Annotated in this window: 18 protein-coding genes; 10 read left to right on the top strand and 8 right to left on the bottom strand. The window is 47.0% G+C overall.

Features of this window, described 5'->3' with window-relative positions:
* Positions 1 to 152 precede the first annotated feature (152 nt).
* From NFI80_RS16090 to NFI80_RS16065, 6 genes are read left to right on the top strand one after another with little or no spacing between them, the layout of a single operon-like run.
* On the top strand, positions 153 to 557 hold the full coding sequence (locus NFI80_RS16090; protein ID WP_233795030.1) for a putative quinol monooxygenase: 405 nt from the start codon (positions 153 to 155) through the stop codon (positions 555 to 557).
* 6 nt (positions 558 to 563) lie between these two features.
* The gene (locus tag NFI80_RS16085) at positions 564 to 1130 is read left to right on the top strand and encodes a DapH/DapD/GlmU-related protein (protein ID WP_233795031.1); all 567 of its coding nucleotides are present in this window, start codon (positions 564 to 566) and stop codon (positions 1128 to 1130) included.
* A gap of 18 nt (positions 1131 to 1148) precedes the next feature.
* Positions 1149 to 2207, top strand: coding sequence for an NAD(P)-dependent alcohol dehydrogenase (locus NFI80_RS16080; RefSeq protein ID WP_235165202.1), 1059 nt, complete (start codon positions 1149 to 1151; stop codon positions 2205 to 2207).
* A 24-nt stretch (positions 2208 to 2231) separates the two neighbouring features.
* Positions 2232 to 2870, top strand: coding sequence for a (2Fe-2S)-binding protein (locus NFI80_RS16075; protein WP_233795033.1), 639 nt, complete (start codon positions 2232 to 2234; stop codon positions 2868 to 2870).
* Complete coding sequence (locus tag NFI80_RS16070) at positions 2867 to 3850, top strand: FAD binding domain-containing protein (protein WP_235165201.1); 984 nt, start codon at positions 2867 to 2869, stop codon at positions 3848 to 3850. Before NFI80_RS16075 ends, NFI80_RS16070 begins: the two co-directional genes overlap by 4 nt.
* 23 nt (positions 3851 to 3873) lie before the next feature.
* Positions 3874 to 6120 carry a xanthine dehydrogenase family protein molybdopterin-binding subunit gene (locus NFI80_RS16065; RefSeq protein WP_235165200.1) on the top strand — a complete coding sequence of 749 codons (2247 nt, stop codon included), beginning with the start codon at positions 3874 to 3876 and terminating at the stop codon, positions 6118 to 6120.
* Between the two features lie 14 nt (positions 6121 to 6134).
* Here NFI80_RS16065 and NFI80_RS16060 read toward each other — a convergent pair whose 3' ends face one another.
* The 4 genes from NFI80_RS16060 to NFI80_RS16045 form a co-directional block, all read right to left on the bottom strand.
* Positions 6135 to 7490, bottom strand: coding sequence for a hypothetical protein (locus NFI80_RS16060; protein ID WP_235165199.1), 1356 nt, complete (start codon positions 7488 to 7490; stop codon positions 6135 to 6137).
* Positions 7491 to 7605: 115 nt separating this feature from the next.
* The gene (locus NFI80_RS16055; protein WP_235165198.1) at positions 7606 to 10248 is read right to left on the bottom strand and encodes an ABC transporter permease; all 2643 of its coding nucleotides are present in this window, start codon (positions 10246 to 10248) and stop codon (positions 7606 to 7608) included.
* On the bottom strand, positions 10245 to 10571 hold the full coding sequence (locus NFI80_RS16050) for a PadR family transcriptional regulator (protein ID WP_235165197.1): 327 nt from the start codon (positions 10569 to 10571) through the stop codon (positions 10245 to 10247). The genes NFI80_RS16055 and NFI80_RS16050 overlap by 4 nt, the downstream gene beginning before the upstream one ends.
* A 182-nt stretch (positions 10572 to 10753) precedes the next feature.
* The gene (locus tag NFI80_RS16045; RefSeq protein WP_235165196.1) at positions 10754 to 12559 is read right to left on the bottom strand and encodes a glycoside hydrolase family 15 protein; all 1806 of its coding nucleotides are present in this window, start codon (positions 12557 to 12559) and stop codon (positions 10754 to 10756) included.
* 180 nt (positions 12560 to 12739) lie between these two features.
* Between NFI80_RS16045 and NFI80_RS16040 the strand changes: the two genes are divergently transcribed.
* The gene (locus NFI80_RS16040; RefSeq protein ID WP_235165195.1) at positions 12740 to 13102 is read left to right on the top strand and encodes a DUF4180 domain-containing protein; all 363 of its coding nucleotides are present in this window, start codon (positions 12740 to 12742) and stop codon (positions 13100 to 13102) included.
* Positions 13103 to 13163: 61 nt separating this feature from the next.
* Here NFI80_RS16040 and NFI80_RS16035 read toward each other — a convergent pair whose 3' ends face one another.
* On the bottom strand, positions 13164 to 13640 hold the full coding sequence (locus NFI80_RS16035) for a hypothetical protein (protein ID WP_235165194.1): 477 nt from the start codon (positions 13638 to 13640) through the stop codon (positions 13164 to 13166).
* Positions 13641 to 14170: 530 nt separating this feature from the next.
* Between NFI80_RS16035 and NFI80_RS16030 the strand changes: the two genes are divergently transcribed.
* Together NFI80_RS16030 and NFI80_RS16025 are read left to right on the top strand one after the other, a co-directional pair.
* Complete coding sequence (locus NFI80_RS16030) at positions 14171 to 14419, top strand: hypothetical protein (RefSeq protein ID WP_235165193.1); 249 nt, start codon at positions 14171 to 14173, stop codon at positions 14417 to 14419.
* A 139-nt stretch (positions 14420 to 14558) separates the two neighbouring features.
* Entirely contained in the window at positions 14559 to 14714 is a 156-nt protein-coding gene (locus NFI80_RS16025; protein WP_233795043.1) for a hypothetical protein, read from the top strand.
* A 147-nt stretch (positions 14715 to 14861) separates the two neighbouring features.
* Here the strand turns inward: NFI80_RS16025 and NFI80_RS16020 are convergent, their stop codons facing one another.
* Together NFI80_RS16020 and NFI80_RS16015 are read right to left on the bottom strand one after the other, a co-directional pair.
* The gene (locus NFI80_RS16020; protein WP_235156778.1) at positions 14862 to 15752 is read right to left on the bottom strand and encodes a helix-turn-helix domain-containing protein; all 891 of its coding nucleotides are present in this window, start codon (positions 15750 to 15752) and stop codon (positions 14862 to 14864) included.
* A 63-nt stretch (positions 15753 to 15815) separates the two neighbouring features.
* A complete protein-coding gene (locus NFI80_RS16015) occupies positions 15816 to 16640 on the bottom strand; it encodes an oxidoreductase (RefSeq protein ID WP_235165192.1) in 825 nt (274 codons plus the stop codon).
* Between the two features lie 123 nt (positions 16641 to 16763).
* On the opposite strand from NFI80_RS16015, the gene NFI80_RS16010 reads away from it, so the two are divergent.
* Positions 16764 to 19037, top strand: a complete 2274-nt coding sequence (locus NFI80_RS16010) for an ATP-binding cassette domain-containing protein (RefSeq protein ID WP_235165191.1) — start codon at positions 16764 to 16766, stop codon at positions 19035 to 19037.
* A gap of 22 nt (positions 19038 to 19059) precedes the next feature.
* On the opposite strand, the gene abc-f is transcribed toward NFI80_RS16010, so the two are convergent.
* Positions 19060 to 20649, bottom strand: coding sequence for a ribosomal protection-like ABC-F family protein (gene abc-f, locus NFI80_RS16005; RefSeq protein ID WP_235165190.1), 1590 nt, complete (start codon positions 20647 to 20649; stop codon positions 19060 to 19062).
* Between the last annotated feature and the right edge of the window lie 162 nt (positions 20650 to 20811).

Below are 20811 nucleotides of genomic sequence, written 5' to 3'. Positions count from 1 at the left end.
TTCCAGATCAAATATAGCACCTGCCGCAAAACCGATTCTATCTTACAGACGTAATCAGTAAAAGTGGTAAATATTCCAGTAACCTGTATAAAATAGCGCAGGCAGTATTCGCGAGCTTTGTAATAACAACTTCAAACACCAAAATCATTATCATGGGCCTTTATAAATTTATCCCGCTTCTCGTTCTCATGCTGAGCGCAACCGTAGTAAGTGCACAGGTTGCTCAAAACCAGCCGATGGTGCGAATTTCTGAAATCGAGATCGTGCCGGAATTTCTGGCGGAGTATAATGCGATTTTGAAGGAAGAAGCCGCAGCGTCTGTCAAAAAGGAGCCGGGTGTGGTGGCTATTTTTCCAATGTATATCAAAGAGCAGCCCAACCAGATCCGGATCGTGGAGATCTATGCCGACAGCGCAGCGTACCAATCGCATTTGAAAACCCCACATTTCCAGCATTACAAAACAACAACATTGAAAATGGTGAAGGCATTGAAATTGATAGATATGAATGCAATTGATTCGCAGACGATGCCGGAAATCTTTAAAAAATTGAAATAACAGTCAATGAGTACAGAAAAAGACATTTTCACGCGGTTACAGGCCGGTGAACTGCTTCAGAAAGATGATCCTGAATATGGGAAATTCGCGGAAGTAGTTGCCCGGACAATCCGGTTATGTGTGCAAATGAATGCGACCGCAACAGAATTGGATCAGGTCCGAACGCAATTGAGTGAAATTATAGGCACGGAAATCGACGAATCAACGACGATTTTTCCTCCTTTCTACACCAATTTCGGAAAGTCTGTTAAGCTGGGTAAAAACGTTTTTATCAATCACGCCTGCTCGTTCCTGGACATTGGTGGGATAACCATTGAAGATAATGTGCAGATCGGCCCGCGGGTGAACCTTACTTCCGAAAATCATCCGCTTGATCCCGATGACCGCACGACATTGATCCCCAAACCAGTCATTATCAAACGAAATGCTTGGATAGGGGCAGGAGCAACGATTCTGCCGGGTGTAACGGTAGGGGAAAATGCAGTAGTGGCAGCAGGCGCGGTGGTAAGCCGCGACGTTCCTGCGAACACGGTTGTCGCAGGCATTCCTGCAAAAGTTGTAAAACAGATTTAACTACAAGTATCAAATATCATGACAGACACAACAAATATCAAAGCATACGGCACCACAGCAGCACAGGCACCTTTAAATGCAATGGACATCAGCCGCAGAGTTCCAACTCCGCACGACGTTCAAATCGAAATTCAATATTGCGGAGTTTGCCATTCCGACATTCATACGGCCAGAAACGAATGGCGCGGCACAATTTATCCTTGCGTTCCGGGCCATGAGATTGTTGGTAAAATCATTAGTGTAGGTGATCATGTGAGCAAATTCAAAGTAGGCGATACGGTGGGTGTAGGCTGCATTGTGGATTCTTGTCGCGAGTGCCAGTATTGTCAGGAAGGTCTGGAACAATATTGCGAACCAGGCATGACGGGCACCTACAATTCGCCGGATAAATTTCTGGAGACACCCACCTTTGGCGGCTATTCTGAAAGTGTTGTGGTGGATGAAAATTACGTTTTACGCATTCCCGAAAACCTTGATCTGGCGGCAACAGCGCCATTATTATGTGCCGGGATTACAACATATTCTCCATTAAGACATTGGAATGTGGGGCCTGGTCAGAAGGTTGGGATCGTAGGGATCGGCGGTTTAGGCCATATGGGGATCAAGATTGCCAAAGCAATGGGCGCGCATGTGGTTGCATTCACGACTTCCGAATCGAAATTCGCGGAGGCGAAGCGACTGGGAGCCGATGAAGTGGTTTTATCAAAAGACAAAGAGCAAATGGCCGCTTACACAGGCAAGCTGAACTTCATTCTCGATGCTGTTTCGGCGGAGCACGATATTAACGCATTCATTAGTTTGCTTCGCGTGGATGGTTCGCTTGCATTGGTAGGAGCGCCTGAAAATCCGCTGCCGGTTGCAGCTTTCAGCCTGATCCAGGGACGTAAAAGCTTTGCCGGATCCATGATCGGTGGTATTGCAGAAACACAGGAAATGCTGGATTTCTGCGGCGAGCATAACATTGTGGCAGACATTGAAATGATCGACATTCAGGAAATTAATGAAGCTTATGAACGCATGATCAAAGGCGACGTGAAATATCGTTTCGTTATTGACCTGGCTTCCATCAAGAAGTAAGTATTGCACCAATCAACATTCACCATGAACCAAGACAACGCATCAGAAAAGCCGGAAAAGCTGCATAGCAGCGATTCCCGGCGCGACTTTCTTAAAACAACTTCCATCCTCACCGCCATTGCTGTTGCACCCGCAACAGTTGCGAAAGCAGCAAAGCATGATTTAGGAGAAAAGATCAGCCTGGCGTTGGAAACTACGCCTGTGAGTTTCAAGGTGAATGGTGTAAAACAACAGCTTAACCTGGAACCACGCTCCACACTGCTGGACGTGCTCCGTGAGCAGCTGAATTTGACCGGAACCAAAAAAGGTTGTGACTATGGCCAATGTGGCGCTTGTACGGTCCATGTGAACGGGGAGCGCGTGCTATCGTGTCTGAGCCTGGCCATTATGCATGAAGGCCAGGAAGTGACAACCATTGAAGGATTGGCAAAGGGCGAACAGCTGCATCCGATGCAGCAAGCTTTTATCAAGCACGACGGTTTCCAGTGCGGTTACTGCACGCCGGGACAGATCATGTCGGCAGTGGCCTGTATTAACGAAGGGCACGCGAATAACGAAGAAGACATCAGGGAATTCATGAGCGGGAATATCTGCCGTTGCGGAGCATATCCCAACATTGTGAAGGCGATTCAGGAAGTTAAAAACGGGGGGCAGAAATCATGATACAATTTCAATACGAACGCGCGGCAACCACGAAAGCAGCTGTGAATGCATTGGCCAACAGCAGCAATGCGAAGTTCATTGCCGGAGGTACGAACCTGGTGGATCTGATGAAGCGGAACATTACCGCACCAACCAAGCTGGTGGACATTAACCAGATCCCCCTCAAAGATATACAACAGCAGAATGGCAAGATCAGCATCGGCGCCCTGGCACTAAACAGCCGCGTGGCCGAACACAAACTGATCATTGAAAAACATCCGCTGCTTTCACAGGCATTGAATGCGGGCGCATCGCCGCAGATCAGGAATATGGCCACGGTTGGCGGAAATATGATGCAGCGAACGCGCTGCCACTATTTTTATGACACAGCACTGCCCTGCAATAAACGCGAACCGGGTTCAGGCTGCGGCGCATTAGAAGGATTAAACCGTATGCACGCCGTTTTCGGGACGAGTGAACAATGCATTGCCGTGCATCCGAGCGACATGTGCGTAGCGCTGGTAGCATTGGATGCGACCGTGCTGGTAGCAGGCCCGAAAGGAGAAAGGCGGATCCCGTTTGAAGAATTCCACCGGCTTCCGGGCAACCAGCCCGAAAAAGATAACACACTTCAGAACAATGAAATGATTGTGTCAGTTGAAATTCCGGATAATGCTTTTGGTAAAAACAGCCATTATATGAAGGTCCGCGACCGTGCTTCTTATGCTTTTGCATTGGTGTCGGTGGCGGCAGCTCTGAATTTGGATGGAAAGGTGATTAAGGAAGCAAGGTTAGCAATGGGCGGTGTGGCGCATAAGCCGTGGCGTTTGAAAGAAGCGGAAAAAGCGTTGATCGGCAAACCAGCCACCGAAGAGACTTTCAGGCAGGCGGCCGAAATTGCCATGCAAGGTGCTAAGGCTTTTAAATACAATGCATTCAAGCTGAAACTCGGCCCGAATGTGATTGTAGAAGCATTGAAAAATGCCGCTAACCTGGTGTAATCCTAACCCTGAATTCCAAGATCATGAACGAAGCATTTTTCGATAAAAAAGAATATAAGCCACTCGACCGGGTGGATGGGCGCCTGAAAGTGACCGGCGCAGCCAAATACTCAGCCGAATATCCATTGCCTGATATGGCGTACGCCGTGCTGGTTGGCAGCCGGATCGCCAAAGGCACCATTAAAAGCATTGATTCCAAAGCCGCCGAGCGCGCCCCGGGTGTGCTGGCGGTGATTTCGCATTTGAATGCGATCAAAGTGCCGGGTTACCAGCCCAAAGGCGAGCATCCTTCGGAGCCGTCGACCAATGGCCAGCCACTGCGCGTGTTTTTTGACAATAAGATTTATTCCAATGATCAGCCCATTGTAGCGGTGGTTGCAGTGAGCCTGGAAAAGGCGCAGCATGCGGCGTCGCTAGTCAAGGTCCAGTATAATAAGGAGCAACATCAGACCGACCTGGAAGCAAATGCTAAAAATGCAAAGCTGCCTGAATCTGCCAAGAAAAACCCAAAATCACCGACTGCGGATTATGACCGGGGACAGAAAGACGCATTCCAAAATGCCGCTGTAAAAATAGAGGCGGAATATGTGTTGCCTACGGAAATGCATAATCCGATGGAGTTGCAGGCAATCATTGCACATTGGGAAGCCGACAATAAGCTGACGGTTTACGACAAAGTGCAGGGCACAAAAATGACGCAGAAAAATTTTGCCAAAGAGTGGGATTTGCCCGAAGAAAATGTGAAATGCATTACCACATTCGTAGGCGGCGCATTCGGGAATGGATTGCATAACTGGCCGCACGAAACGGCTGCTATTATTGCAGCCAAACAGGTGAAGAGGCCTGTAAAGCTGGTTTTGACACGTGAGCAAATGTTCACAATGGTAGGTTACCGCCCGCGCACCTGGCAGAAAATACAAATGGGCGCGACCAAAGACGGGAAACTGGTTGCTATCAACCACGAATCCATTGGGCAGACGTCGAGCTACGAAGAATTCACCGAATCCACCTTGCTGCAGACGCGAATGATGTATGCTTCGCCCAGCATAAGCACGCGCTACCGGATCTTACCACTCAACCTTGCTACACCCATCTGGATGCGTGGGCCGGGTGAAGCGACGGGTGCTTTTGGGTTGGAATCTGCCATGGACGAAATGGCGCACTCCATCGGAATGGACCCGATCGATTTTAGGCTTGCGAACTATACGGAGTCCGATCCGGACAAGAAAATGCCGTGGTCTACCAAATATATGCGGGAATGTTATGAAGAAGGTAAAAAGCGCATTGGCTGGGAAAACCGGAAACTGAAACCAGGCGAAGTGCGTGAGGGAGAATGGCTTGTAGGCTATGGAATGGGCACGGGCACATTTGGCGCAAACCGCAGTTCGGCCACTGTACATGCAGAGCTGAACAGGGAAGGCAACCTTACTATGCATTGCGCAATTACCGATATCGGCCCGGGTACCGGAACGGCAATGGTGCAGATCGCATCAAATGCTACGGGCATTCCAACCGAAAAAATAACATTTCACCTAGGAAGTTCCGAATTTCCGAATGCAGGATTGCAGGGAGGTTCTTCGACTGTGAATAGCGTGGGGCCGGCAGTGCTTGCTGCTTGTAATGCACTAAAAGAACAGCTCATAACCATGGCAGCGGCCAAGGGAAATGCAGCATTCACTTCTGCAAAGGCTGATGATCTGATGTTTGATAAAAATGAATTGCAGCTCGGTGGCAAGTCTGCAAAAACGACGCTCGCCGATTTATATAAACAAAATAACATTGAAAAAATAGAAACCACCAACGAGTCCAAACCTGACGAAAACCGCACTAAATATTCAATGTATGCATTTTCCATGCACTTTGCCAAAGTTCACGTGCATCCGTTCACAGGCCAGGTGCGCGTGAAAAAAATCGTTTGCTGCGCGGATGCGGGCACCATCGTAAGCCCCAAAACCGCGGCAAGCCAGATGATCGGCGGCGCTACGGGTGGCATCGGAATGGCATTGACAGAAGATGCGGTAATGGACCACCGTTATGGACGATACGTCACCAAAGACCTGGCGGATTACCACATGCCGGTTCATGCCGACGTGCCTGACATTGATGTGTATTTTGTAAACAAACCCGACTTGCTGGCTGATCCGGTAGGGAGCAAAGGACTCGGCGAGATTGCGATCATAGGCGTAGCGCCCGCAATTGCAAATGCAGTCTTCAATGCAACCGGAAAACGAATCCGGGAGCTGCCTATCACGCCGGACAAGCTGATTTGAGTCGGCTCTCTGAGCTATTTGACTTTAATGCTGGACCAATAGGGTTTTGAAACTGTTTTGTCCGGATAAATGCCAGTCACAGTATATGTGCCGGAGGGCAGATTTGCAGGGATCGTGTATTTCCCAACCGCAAAATTGACACCGGCAGCCCCCCAGTTGTACACCGCCAGTTCGGGAACTAGGTCGATTGTCTTTTCGGAAGATTTGAGGCGGAGACGCGGAAGGTGGTTTACATCAAAATTAACCCGGGGATATGTGAACATCAGCGGTGACGGCTTGGCATAGAAAACGTCGCCCTTGCTAAAAGAAAGCTGCTCGACATTCCTGTCAAGACTTTGATTCAGATCGCCTTTCCAAATGGATTCGAGAGATTTTTCATCCGCCTTGCCCAGATGAACGGCCCCCTTTCCCAGCAACTGGTCTTTCTCATAAAAAGAGAGCAGATAGGACCCGTCGGGCAAATTAGCGGGAATTTTGTCGCGCATTAATGTGTGTACGTCATGCATGCGGACAGGCAGCGTAACCGGGGCTGGCAGGGAAACGCCGGAGATGGTCATTGTGTATTTTTCAGTTGGTAAAAAGAAGCCGCCCATTGCCTTAATGGTATCCTGGCGTGTGTATTGGAATGGAAAATAAGTAAAAGCACGGACGGTTGGCAAGGCGCGTTTAAATCGGATCCCCTCGAAAACAACAGGGTTTTGATTGAAGAATTTGATTTCAAAAGTCAGCGGGGCGTTGGTCGTTAGTTCCAGTGTATTTGCCAGATAAATGCTCGGGTCTTCCACATAAAAGGCTGCTTCCTCGGAAAGGCCGGTTTTTTTATCAGTAACTTTAACAAAGGGGCCATTGAAATTGGGCGCAGCAGGCGAACTTCCTTCCTTAACATTGAATTTAAAAGGCAGCTTGATCGCATCCGCATTAACGGCAATTTCTTTTTGAAGTAACTCAATATCAGGGGTTCCGGAAAAATTAAAATAAATATATGGATTAGAAAAATCGTTGTCCGCCAGATCCTGCAAAGTTAAATACAGCGGGGACGTACGTTGAAAATTATAGGTGATGACGCTGTCCGTTGTCAGGTCGTTCGTCTCGTACTTCAACCGAACCCCTGGTTTCATAGAAAACGTAACCTCAGCCTGTGAAGCATTATATGTCTGCGGAAAACTTACCAGGTAAGCATTATGCAGCGAATCGAAAGTGATTTTTTCGGACCCTTTAACCCTGAGACCTTTCAACAGCTCAGTCGCTGCTATCATTTTTCCTTCGGCAGTCGGACCAGGTTGTGGTGCAATTTCAAGAACCGGGGAATCCTTCTTACAGCCTATAAGCAGGCAAACCGACATGATGAACACGTAAAGCAACTTTTTCATAAAAGATAGAGGAATAGGCAAACGGTGACATACGGCATGAAGTAAAGATATTTCTTATTGAAATACAAGTTTTTGTTCTAATGATGATAATTTATTCGCAACGCACATTTAACTGTTATTCATTCTTCAAACTATTCACCGGATTCAAAATGGCAGCCTTCACCGCCTGAAAACTGACTGTGGCGAGGGTGATGACAAAAGCGCCTGCAATGGCTGCTGCAAAAATCCACCAGGATAATGCTGTTTGATAAGTGTATTGTTGCAGCCAGTCGTGCATGAGATAATATGCGATGGGTGTCGCCAGCAGGCAGGATATCATTACCAGGGTCAGGAAATCTTTGGAAAGCAGTTGCCATAAGTTAGCCACGGAAGCGCCAAGGACTTTTCGGATACCTATCTCTTTCTGGCGTTGTTCGGCAAAGAACGTAGCTAAGCCAAAAAGACCGAGGCAACTAATAAAAATTGCCAAAGACGCAAAAGTTGTCGAGAGCTGCCCGATTCGCTCTTCCGCCTGGAACTTCCGGTTATATTCATCACTGGCAAATTTATATTCAAAAGGGCTTCCGGGATTATGTTTTTTGAAAGCAGGTTCAAGCTTTGAAAGTGCCTCCCGAGTCGGAATAGCCGGATTAAGCCTGATGTGAATGAAGGAAGTCCAGTCTTCTTTCAGCATAAAAACGGTGGGCTGGATAGACATAAACGGCGAACCGGTAACCACATCATGAATCACGCCGATAATGGTATACTGATCTCCATTCCATTGCACGCGGGTTCCGACGGCTTCTTTGAGTCCCATAAATTTGACTGCACTTTCATTAATCACCATGCCAACGCTGTCGGTAGAAAAAGCGCGCGAAAAGTCACGTCCCTGCTTGATTTTCCAGTTAACAGTTTTACCATAATCGTGGGTGACACCAACAGTTCCCAGATCACCAAGCTGGTCGGGATCTTTGCCGGTCCAGTTGAAACTTGCATCGCTGCTCCAGACCTCCGAAGTCGGACTCGAAGATTTAGAAATATCGATAGCAGCACCGGTTTGGAGTAATTCATCTCGGAGCGGCTGTGAATGTGCTTGCAGATCCGGGGTTTTTATTTCAACGGACAGTAATCCCGAACGATCGAAACCCACCGGTCTGTCTTTGGCATACTGAATCTGGCGAAGCACAACCAAAGTGCCGATTAGCAGCGTGATAGAAACTGTAAACTGGACAATAACCAGCGTTTGACGCGGTAAGGCCGCAAAACGACCTGCCTGGACCTGCAAGGACGAACCGGCACCTTTAAGGACTTTGATCGGACGAAAACTAGACAAATAGATTGCGGGGTAACTGCCAGCTAGAATACCGATCATGAGCGTAAAACCCAGACCAATAATCCAGCTTGTCCGATCTGTCCACGGAAATGTAATTTGCTTATCGGAAATCTGGTTGAACCAAGGCAATAGCAACTGTACCAATAGCAAAGCCAGAATGAATGCAAATATTGCGACCATCACCGATTCTCCAAGGAACTGTGCCACCAGCTGGCTACGCAGGGAGCCCACTGCCTTGCGAATGCCGACTTCCTTGGCCCTCTTTTGCGACCGGGCAGTGGACAGGTTCATGAAGTTGATACAGGCCAGCATCAGCACAAATGCGCCAATGATTCCAAACAGCCATACAAATTGTATCCGTCCGCGGACCGGCACGCCATTTTCCCACTCGGAATACAAATGCCAGCGGCTCATTGGGTGAAGAAATGCTTTGGGACTAAACCTGGCTTCTTCTTTTGCATGACGGGCTTTGATATTTTCAATTTTTGCGTTGATCTGGTCGAAGCTTGTGTTCGGCGCGATTTGTGCCAGCAAGAGGAAAGAATTATTTCCCCAATTGGTTTCCGAGCGTTTTACCCAGGGTGTTTCCTCCAGAAAGTGCTTCCAGGGCAGTAGGAATGTCACATCATGGAATTCCGTCCCGTAAGGAAGGTCTTCATAAATGCCGGTAATTTTGAAGTAATCTTTGTTGTCAACCTTTATTGTTTTGTTGATTGGGTCTTCCTCGCCAAACAAAGCTTCGGCAACTGATTCGGAGAGTAATGCCGAAGCCGGGTTATCAAGACCGCTGGCTGTGCCTTTGATCATCCGCAGCGACATCATAAACGGAAAATCGGGCTCAACGCAATTGCCCTTTCTGGAAATTTTCTTTTCGCCAGATGTTAAAATATGGTCCTCAGTCCATGACGAAGATGCGATATACGTGAAATCGCTAGCATGCTCACTTTGTAAAGCAGCTCGCATGGGCAGGGGAGTGGCAGGAAAAGTATTGGTAATCCCGTTATAAGTCTGATGCTGCATCACGCGGGCAATGCGGTCATAATGTTGATGATATTTGTTGTAGGAAAGCTCATCCCACATCCAAAGGCCGATCAGGATGGCCGTTGTCATCCCGATGGACAGGCCAACAATGTTGATGCCGGAATAAGTACGATTTTTTGCAAGATTGCGAAAGCCGATCTTCATGTAGTTTTGCAGCATATCTGTATGGCTTGGGTTTGGATATTGGGTTGATTTATCTCTCATGAGTGAAGGCCGCAACAGGCTAAATACATCCATAACGTAGCGCCGCCTGGCCTCACGCAAGCCTATTGCCTGAATCCGTTGCTGGAACAGCTCATATAAATCACCTTCCATTTCATTGGCCAGGTGCGCAGGGCAGAACAATTGCAGCAGCCATGTTGCCCAGCGTGGCGGGACTTTACTGGCAGGTTTGGAAGCGCTCATGACCAGGCTATTTTTGGAATGGTGTCCCACATTTGGTTGCGAAGCTGCCTGATTTCTTCCAATGCGCGCCGGCCGGTTGCCGTTACCACATAAAGCCGCTTGCTCCTTCCGCCCCGCTCACCTGTGGCACCACCCATTTCGGACTTCACAAGCGCCTTTTCTTCAAGCCGGTGCAGGGCAGTGTGCACAGCGCCCAGGTTAACTGTCCGTCCGAGCTGCTGCTCAATTTCGTTTACCACAGCGGCGCCATAAGCATCACCCGTCCTTATGGCAACGGCCAGTAAAACCACTTCTTCAAATTCTCCGAGGTAAGTTCCTTTCATTGTCTGGTATTAGTTATGTAAATGTCAGACAAATACCTTACCAGTAACGAAAGTGTGATCAGAACGCCAAAAAGCCATATTTATAAATTCAAGATGTTCAAAAACGCACAATTTCGCGTTCATATCTGGACAAAAAATCCACCGGATAATATGCCGAAACCATAGAGGCGAACAACACAAAGCTATCTATCCAACTTCTTATCAATCTCCAATGCCGCACTGATTAAAGCCAGGTGCGTGAATGCTTGTGGGAAATTGCCCAGGTGCTCGGCTTTGTGGCCGATTTGTTCGCTAAACAGTCCCAGGTGATTGGCATAACCTATCATTTTTTCAAAACTATCGAGCGCTTTTGCGACTTCCCCGCTTTTGGCGAGGGATTCAATATACCAGAAGGAGCACATGTTAAATGTGCCTTCTTCACCTTCAAGGCCGTCGAATGATGTTTCGCCGTTTTTGTATCGATATAGAAGTACGTCAACACCCAGCTGTTCTTCCACGACCTTTAATGTAGACAGCCAGCGCGGCTCGTAAGGAGAGATAAAATGCATCAGCGACATGAGCAACACGCTGGCGTCCACCGTTTTCGCGCCCTTATGCTGGACCCACGCACCGATTTCATCATTCCAGAAATTTTCATAAATGTCAGTATAAATTTCGTCACGCACTTTTTTCCAATCCTGTTCCGGGAAAGGGAATGAGCGGTGCTGGCCGATCTTTATTGCGCGGTCCATCGCTACCCAACACATAAGCCTGCTGTGCAGAAAATGTTTTTCGGTGTTCCTGATCTCCCAGATTCCGTGATCGGCCGTTTTCCACTGCTTGGTAACCACATTAACCTGCTTCACAATGGTTTCCCAAAATTCAAACGTGATCGCAGTATGCTGTTTGTTATAAATGTAGATGGTGTCGATCAGTTCCCCGTAAATATCCAGCTGATACTGGTCCTGCGCCCCGTTGCCGATTCTTACGGGTTTTGAGTTTTGGTAGCCGCTCAAATGTTCCAGCTCCTTTTCTTCCATATCATGGCCGCCATCGATCGTATACATGAGGTAAAGCTTGTCTTCCTGGGCACGGTCGTGAATCCATTCCAGAAAAGCCGTGGCCTCATCGGTATAACCGAGCCGGAGGAATGCGTACATCGTAAATGCCGCGTCCCTGATCCACATAAAGCGGTAATCCCAATTTCGCCCGCCGCCGATCACTTCCGGCAAGCTGAACGTCGGGGCAGCCACCATGGAACCCTGCTCGCGGGAAGTGAGCAGTTTGAGCGTAATAGCCGAACGGTTCACGGCACCCGTCCAGCGACCTTTATAAGTCGATTTCTTGGACCAGTTCCGCCAGAAATCAACCGTATCCTGGTAAGTATCTTTTTTATAGACATCAATTGGATTTTCATCCTCCACCTGCGTTTTGCCACATTCCAGCACAAGATAAGCCGTGTTTCCCTGTTCAAGCGTAAATTCCGCATAACCTGCATTTTTCCTGATCTGTAACGGAACATCCGCTATCAGGCGCATGACTGTCCCATCCTTATCATTTGCTTTGAAATAAACACCGTCATCACGCATTTCGCAAGTGTGCGAAGCGCCGGCGTAATCAAAAGCAGGCTCACATTTCGCCTGAAAAGTGATGTTGCCACGCACCGTTTTTACCTGCCGAACGATTGCATTTGACTTGTCCATCTGGTCGTTAACCGGCATATAGTCAGTCACTTCCGCGATCCCGTATTCTGAGAAAAAGCGGGTAAGCAGCACTGCCGTTGCCGGGAGGTAAAGCTGCTTGGTATTGTAACCATCCATTTGCGGATAAATACCGAAGCTGCCGCCACTTTTATTATCCAGTAATTTGGCAAAAACAGTTGGGGAATCGAAGGCGGGGTAACACATGAAATCGATAGAGCCTTCCACGGATACAAGGGCAACAGTTTTCAAGTTTCCAATCAATCCATAATCCTCAATCCGCGCATGTTCAGGGTTCTTTCTGGGCATTTGTTATTTTGTGAGTGTGAGAAAGGAGTGTGTAAATTATCACGCCAGGGGGAGGGGCGGAGCAACCGATTACCAGCGATTGTCCCTCTGAGCAGGCATCCCTAAATGTGTAAACGTTTTGTTAATTGGGTCAAAAAGACGAAAATTTGCTTGACCCAATTACTTCTATCTTACATTACAATGAACATTATATCCCATACTGCGGGCGAAGTCCAGATCGCAGAAGTCACTTCTGACAAGCTGATTATCGAAACAGCCGAAGATGGACTGGACTTGCTTGGAAACCTTTATTACCAAGGCTTTGACAGCATTATCCTTGACGAAGCAAACATCACATCCTCCTTCTTCGACCTAAAAACCGGCATCGCCGGAGAAATCCTTCAAAAATTCTCCAACTACCGAATGCGCCTGGCTATCATCGGCGACTTTGACAAATATTCCGGAAAGAGCATTCAGGATTTTATTAGGGAAAGTAACCGCGGTGGGAGGGTTAATTTTTTAGGTGGCGTTTCTGAGGCGTTGGAGAGGTTTGCGAAAGTATAGAGGGTGGAAAAATCTTGGATTGTAGATAGCCTGAATTCAACCCTACGTCGTTGTTCGGACGTCACATTTCGTTAATAGGAATACCATGTTTTAGCGATAATTGCCGTAAATGCTCTTCAAGGACGCTCCCAATCATTACAGCAGCTGGATCTTTGTAGTTTTCGTCCAATAAATGTTGAGACATTTCCAGAAAGTCACTAAAAATTTCTGAGGACATTAATCCCTTCAACGTTCCTAGCCAGCCATTCTCAATTTCAGTTTTTATGGAATTTATAATGCCTTTGCCAGCCAAAACCTGCTCGTATTTATTATTTACAATCGACTGCTTGAATTGGCTGAGATAAGGGCTGTTCTCACCATAAACATTTAATATAAATGATTGAGATGCAGTCTGAAATTCATAAAAGGATTCATGAGAAACCCAATTATACCAATGAAAACTATCTTCTGTTGTAAACTTAGTTGCAAGTGACTTGTTTGCCAGTTCTATTAGATGGTTTACTCTTTCAATCAATACATTATTGATTTTTTTGCTCATAAGATATTATCTCGTGGTTAAGTAATAAAATTCGTATTTCTAAAAATTATTATAATACCAAGATTATGCGAAAATGTTTTCCGGAAAAATAACTCTTGACAACTGCTCCCAGGTTGTTCTGTCAATCATGTAACGTAACTTGTGCTGTATAATTGAAGTTTCGGTTACTAGACTCCTGAAATTCCTGATCTCTTTCTGAGTCATTTGTAAAGGAATAATTAATTTTCCGTTTTGCTTAAAGCAACATAAATATTTATTAAGAGAGCTAATTATAAAATTTAATTATTTAGCAGTATATATCGATTGCTTATAAGATCACCTATGTATTTACAAGGTACCCCGCCATAACATTTGCATTTCTCCAAATTTCTTCCGAACATTCAAGCTCCTAATCAAATGTAACTTATGAAGAAACTTGCAAGAAATGCCCTGTTATGGTGGGGGTCGGCGAAAGCTCCCCGAGCGGTGTTACATCTGCTAGGACACCTAAAACAGGGCGTCCTATTTTCCAATCCTAATAATGTAACATTATGAACACACAACCAAACGCCGAATCCCTGGATTCGAGGCATCTGGCTTATGGCCGGGAAGTTGCGGAGTTGCTATCTCAGAGCAGCGCTGCCAGCTGGATGAATGACCTTTGGGAAATTTACAGCGGCTATATGGCGGCGCAGACGGAGCTCGGACACAGCCGACGTGCGAATGACGTTTTTACTTCGTTTAAAGAGTTGCTGTTTTTCTTTCAGCGGATTGAGAAGGGGAGAATGATGGGCGAATGAGCGGGCGCCTTTGCGCTTAATGTTTAAATCTCTTGATTAAGCCAGGTAATCCTTGTTTGGATTGCCTGGCTTTTATATGTCCCACTTCTGGCACAGATTTTTATCTACCCTTATCACAATTCATCAACAAGCTAAAAACATGAAATCGTCAGCAAAAAATCAGGAGTTATTCGAAGACCAAAGCATATTTGAAAACACCAATCCTTTCCAGCGTGAGAGTGCTTCGGCCGGGATGCAGAAATCGGGTAAAAGACCGAGGATTATGAAGCCGCTTTATTCGGTTCGCCTGTCTTAAAAGTGGAAAGCGGCATTAAGCACACCATAAGCAGCACTAGACACACTATAAAAATATGGCCTGGAAGTTGAGATACATATCAACTCGCCAGGCCTTTTTATTTTTGCTTTCGCTTGGTTTGCTAATTCAAGCTCAATCTATAATTATCTAATTCAAACTCATCTTCTTGAATTCCAGCGGTTTCATGCCGGTTTGCTTTTTGAATAACCGCGTGAAGTAGGAGCTGTTTTCAAACCCGAGTCCGTACGCAATTTCTGCAACGCCCTGACTGCCTTCTCTTAACATGTTTTTTGCTTCCGAAATCAATGATATATGAATGAGGTCCATGGCGGTTTTGCCTGTTTCCTGACGGAGCAGGTCACTGAGGTAACGCGAGGAAACATTGAGCTGCTCCGCGATTGAATTTACACTGGGTAACCCCTTTGTTTGCAAATATCCCTGGCCATAATAAGCCCCCAGCGCATCGTTGAACCTGGTGACGGTTTTGCCTGACATGTCGGTTCGGTTAAGGAACTGCCTTTTATAAAACCGCTGCGCATACATCAAAATCGAGGCAATGTGGCTCAGGATGATCTCCCGGCTGTATTCATCGGGGTTATTTTGATACTCGGCTTTTACTTTGTCATGAAGTTCCCAGATCACCGTTTCTTCTTTTGGGGAAAGGTGCAGCGCTTCATTGACTTCGTAGTCAAAATAACCGTATTTCTGAATGGCATGGTGGAGTTCGTGGCCGGCCAGGAAATCTTCGTGAATGAGGATCATAAATCCCTTTTCTTCAAATTCAATGTCCTTTATTTCAATGATCTGCCGGGGTTTGACAAACATCATCGAGCCTTCGCTGTGGTCATATTCTGTTCTGCCATAGCGAATTATGCCGGACTTTAACTTCTTGAAGCCGATCATGTAAGCATCGCTGGTGAACTCGCGGTTGCCGAGCGTGCAGGCATTGTTACAAGCATTGATGCTGAACAGCGGATTTTCCGGTGGCGCCCAGCCATTGCCCTTATGGATCTCGCTTATCGTTTTATAATGTTTCATTTGTATTGCTAAAAACGAATTGTTCAGAGTTAACAATTTAGCTGTTTTTATAATTCGGCCTACTCAATGTCCGTGCGCCGCAATGCTGACGTCCTTCCATGCCTGAATGTCTTTTAGGCGTTCTGTATAAACCTGGTTCATACCATGATAGGCCACTTTTCCCAGCAATAATCTCAGCGGGGGATTTTCACTGTCTATCACTTTCAGAATAGCGTCCACGGTCGCTTCTGGCTTGCCCCAGCCGTCGGGATTCTCGCCCGATTCGGCAAATGCAGCGCGTACGGGCGCATAATCCGCAATGTCCGATGTGGTCTGAACTGCGGAATTTCCAGCCCATTCTGTTGCGTATCCGTTGGGTTCAATGAGTGTGAATTTAATTCCGAGATGGGCGACTTCGCTGGCAATGGTTTCGCTTAGGCCTTCCACTGCGAATTTGGATGCATTATACAAGCCCAGCATAGGCAATGTTGTTAGTCCCAAAAAGCTGGAAACCTGGATAATATGACCTGATTTTTGCGCTCTCATAACCGGAAGCACGGCTTGTGTAACCCACAGCAAACCAAAGAAGTTAGTTTCCATTTGCGCCCGTGCCTGCTCTTCCGTAGTTTCTTCCACTGTCCCAAACACCCCGTATCCCGCATTATTGATCAGGATATCAATGCTTCCGAAATGCTCTTTAACCTGTGCTACGGCTTTGTTTACTGCATTTCTGTCGTTCACATCGAGCTGAACGGGCAGGATCTTGTCGCCGTACGTGGCAACCAAATCGTCCAGGGCTGCAATGTTGCGAGCACTGGCGGCAACTTTATCTCCGCGTTTCAGGAGTGCTTCCGCCCATAATTTTCCAAATCCTCTGGATGCGCCGGTAATAAAAATGGTTTTTGACATGATCTTATTTTTTTGTGTTTTTAATGTTTATTTTGATGACACAAAGTTGGCGCACATGCCGGCGGATAAATAGCTCATTTGAGCGGAAGAATAGCACAGAATTACCTTGTTCTGTGGCAAGCCATGAATTATAAACAAAAAGCCATGTATCAGGAATTTATTGAAATCCGGGGTGCGCGTGAAAACAATCTGAAAAACGTTTCACTGCGCATTCCAAAACGCAAGATCACCATCTTCACAGGCGTGTCGGGATCGGGAAAATCTTCCATCGTGTTCGATACGATTGCCACGGAGGCGCAACGCCAGCTGAATGAGAATTTCAGCATGTTTATCCGGAATTTTCTTCCCAAATACGCCCAGCCACACGCCGATGCGATTGAAAATCTCAGCATGGCCATTGTGGTCGACCAGAGGAGGTTAGGCGGGAATTCACACTCAACATTGGGCACGATTACGGACATTTCTCCGGTGTTACGCTTGCTGTTTTCCAGGATCGGGAAGCCGCATATCGGGAATTCCAATGCGTTTTCATTCAACGATCCGCAGGGAATGTGCCCGGAATGTAATGGGATAGGAAAAAAAATGGGCGTTGTGGCGGACTCGTTTCTGGACATGTCCAAGTCCCTCAACGAAGGCGCCGTGCAGGTTCCGGTGTTTGCGACCTGGGAAAAAAGCAGTTACGCGAGTTCGGGGTTTTTTGACAATGATAAAAAACTTTCAGATTTCACGGATGAGGAAATGAAGCTGCTGCTCTATGGTAAGGACCTGAAATACAAGTTGCAGGTCGGAGGCGGAACGATGAATGCGACTTACCTGGGTGTGATCGAGAAATTTGAAAAGTCATATATTAAAAGGGACATTAAGACATTATCGGAGCGGACGCAAAAGAGTGTTGCGCCTTACATTGCCCTCAAACCCTGTCCATCCTGCCACGGCGCGCGGCTGAGCCAGGCTGCATTGAACTGTAAAATTGATGGCAGGAATATAGCCGAAATGTCAGCGATGGAAGTGTCGGAACTGGTGTCATTGATCAGTAAAATCAAAGATCCGCTGGCCGCATCCATGGTGGCTACATTATCCGAAAGGTTGCAGCATTTGGTGGACATTGGCCTGGAATATCTGAGCCTGGACCGGGAAACGACCACATTGTCGGGAGGAGAATCACAACGGGTAAAGATGGTTAAGCATCTGAGCAGCAGCTTGATCGATGTTATGTATATCTTCGATGAGCCGAGTGTGGGTTTACATCCGCGTGATGTCCATAGGTTAAACGAACTGCTCGGAAAGTTGCGCGACAAAGGCAATACAGTGATTGTGGTTGAGCATGATCCGGATGTGATTAAAGTGGCTGATCATATCGTAGATGTAGGCCCGCACGCGGGAAGCAAGGGCGGAAACATTGTTTTTGAGGGAACCTATGCTGAGCTTGTCAAGGCAGATACGCTTACCGGTCGCCATATCAAGCAATCGTTGCCGCTCAAAGAAAAATCCCGCAAAGCTTCGGGCAAGCTTTCTGTGAAAAATGCAAAGGTGAATAACTTGCATAATGTAAGTGTGGACATTCCAGGCGGCGTGCTGACAGTGGTTACGGGCGTGGCCGGTTCGGGCAAAAGCTCACTCATTAATCATGTGTTTTTAAAACAACATCCCAAGGCGATCGTCATTGACCAGTCGGCTGTGGGGACATCCACGCGCTCGAACCCTGCCACCTATACGGGCGTCATGGACGATGTGCGCAAGGCATTTGCAAAGGAGAATGGCGTAAGCGCGTCGTTATTCAGCTTCAATTCGCAGGGCGCTTGCCCCAATTGCCAGGGGCTGGGCGTGATTTACACCGATCTGGCCTTCATGGACGGGATCAAAACACCTTGCGAAATTTGGCAAGGGAAGCGTTTCAAGGAGGAAGTGCTGGCTTATAAGCTGGATGGAAAGTCCATTTCCGATATCCTCGAAATGACCGTTTTACAAGCATTGGATTATTTTACACAAAAAGACATTCTGCATAAGTTGCAAGCTATGAGCGATGTAGGGCTTGACTATCTCACGCTCGGCCAGCCGCTCAGCACATTGTCCGGCGGGGAATGTCAGCGCATCAAGCTCGCCAGCGAACTTCATAAAAAAGGCAGCATTTACGTCCTTGACGAGCCTACGACGGGGCTGCATATGTCGGATATAACGCATTTGCTTTCTATCATGAACCGCCTTGTAGACGCCGGAAACACCATGATCGTCATCGAGCATAATCTGGATGTGATCAAGAATGCAGACTGGATCATCGATATGGGGCCGGATGGCGGCACAAAAGGCGGAAAAGTCGTTTTCGAAGGCACGCCTGTCGATTTATTGAGTGCAGAAGGATCCATTACCAGCTTATATCTGAAAAACGCAACGGCCTGATCAGGGCCGTTGCGCGAGGTTTTCATGTCAGCTCAATTGTCCTTTCAATGTTGATTTGGGATAGAAAATAAGCGTCGTGCGAGATGACGAGCAATGTGCCGCGATACTCATTCACTGCTGTGGTCAGGATTTCAATGTTCTTTATGTCCAGATTATTTGTTGGCTCGTCAAGGATAATCATGTCCGGCGATTGGTTGCTGATCGTCAGGCAGCAGAGAATGAGGCGCATTTTTTCTCCTCCGCTAAGGTTTTCGCATCGCTTTTCCCATTCATTTTTCGTGAATAAAAACCGGTTAAGCCGAATTTTTACCTCATGTTCCTGCAAATGCCCCGAATTATAGCGCTGCGCCTGTTCGTAAATGCTCAGATGGTTATGAATTAAAGAATAGTCCTGATCAATGTAAATACACTGATCAACAGCACGGTAAATGTTCCCCGAGCGTGGTTCCAGATTTCCCAGCATGAGGTTAATCAATGTTGTCTTGCCTGACCCGTTATGGCCTTTGATGGCAATGCGTTCGCCGCTGGTGATCTGCATGCTGAGTGGTTCTTTCCACAGCAACTTGTTGTCATATCCGGCCTGAATGTGCTCCGCCGACACCAGTATTTTCCCTTTATGGAGGCTGGAATCATCAAAACCGATTTTCATTGTATCCACATCCACCGCTTCAGTGCGCAGTTGGCTCAGTTCCTGGGCGATGGCATCCACTTTGCCGGCGTGCACGTCCTTCATTTTCGAAGTGCTTTTCTCAGCATTATTCTTCAATGTGTTCATGGAAATCCTGGGCAGCCCTGCTTTTTCCTGCAATTTTTTGCCCCGCGAATCCAGCTTTTGCTGCCGTTCCAGAGATTCCCTTTCGGTTTCTCTGGCTTTACGCAATGCTTTTTCCTTACTTTTCAAATCATGGTTTAATGCTTCTTTCTCAATGCTTTTTTGTTCTGCATAAAAATCATAATTGCCGCCATACACCGTTATGCCGTGTTTGGATAATTCATACACGGCTTGAAGCAGATTAAGCAGCGTGCGGTCATGGCTTACCACCACAAGGGTGTTTGATGTTGTTTTGATATAATCAGAAAGAATAGCCCTGCCCGCAGCATCCAAATGATTGCTGGGCTCGTCCAGAAGCACTATTTCCGGCTGGTTAACCATGATTCCGGCCAGAAAAACCTTTGTCTTTTGGCCGCCGCTGAGCGTTTCCATTTTTTGCATGAGATCCAATGCACCCAACTGCCAATGTGCAAATGCTTCGCAACAACGTTCCTCAATGGCCCAGTCATCGTTTAGCAACGCGAGATTTTCTCCGGTGACATTTCCATCCAGAATGGCCCTTAAAGCATTGATTTTTCCCTCAACACCCAGCGCTTTCGCAACGGAATGATCATTGAACTGACCGAAGATCTGCGGAACATAATAGGGTTCGGATTCAGCTTTGACAAGTCCTTCGGAAGGGAGCAGTTGGCCCGCAAGCATTTTCAGCAGCGTGGATTTTCCCGAGCCATTATTGCCGATCAGGGCAATTTTTTCATGTCGATTGATAGAGAGATTTATATTGGAAAGCAATAAATCCCTGTTAGGGTGCGCATACGCGACACCTTGGAGAAAAAGCATAATTTCTTTCTTTAAAAGTGAATAAATCAAGAGCCGATTGAAGTGGCCCCGGTTATTTTTTTGTGAAAGAAATTGCTCTTACATGGATATCAGTTTGTGGTTAAAGCGCAAATATAAAGCAGTTCGGCATTTTTGTCAATGCTATCTCTTCATTTACCTCAT

It is taken from the genome of Dyadobacter chenhuakuii (genome assembly GCF_023821985.2).
Lineage (GTDB): Bacteria > Bacteroidota > Bacteroidia > Cytophagales > Spirosomataceae > Dyadobacter > Dyadobacter chenhuakuii.
The sequence above is the reverse complement of the archived record's forward strand: the minus strand, read 5'-3'. Positions and strand labels throughout refer to the sequence as shown.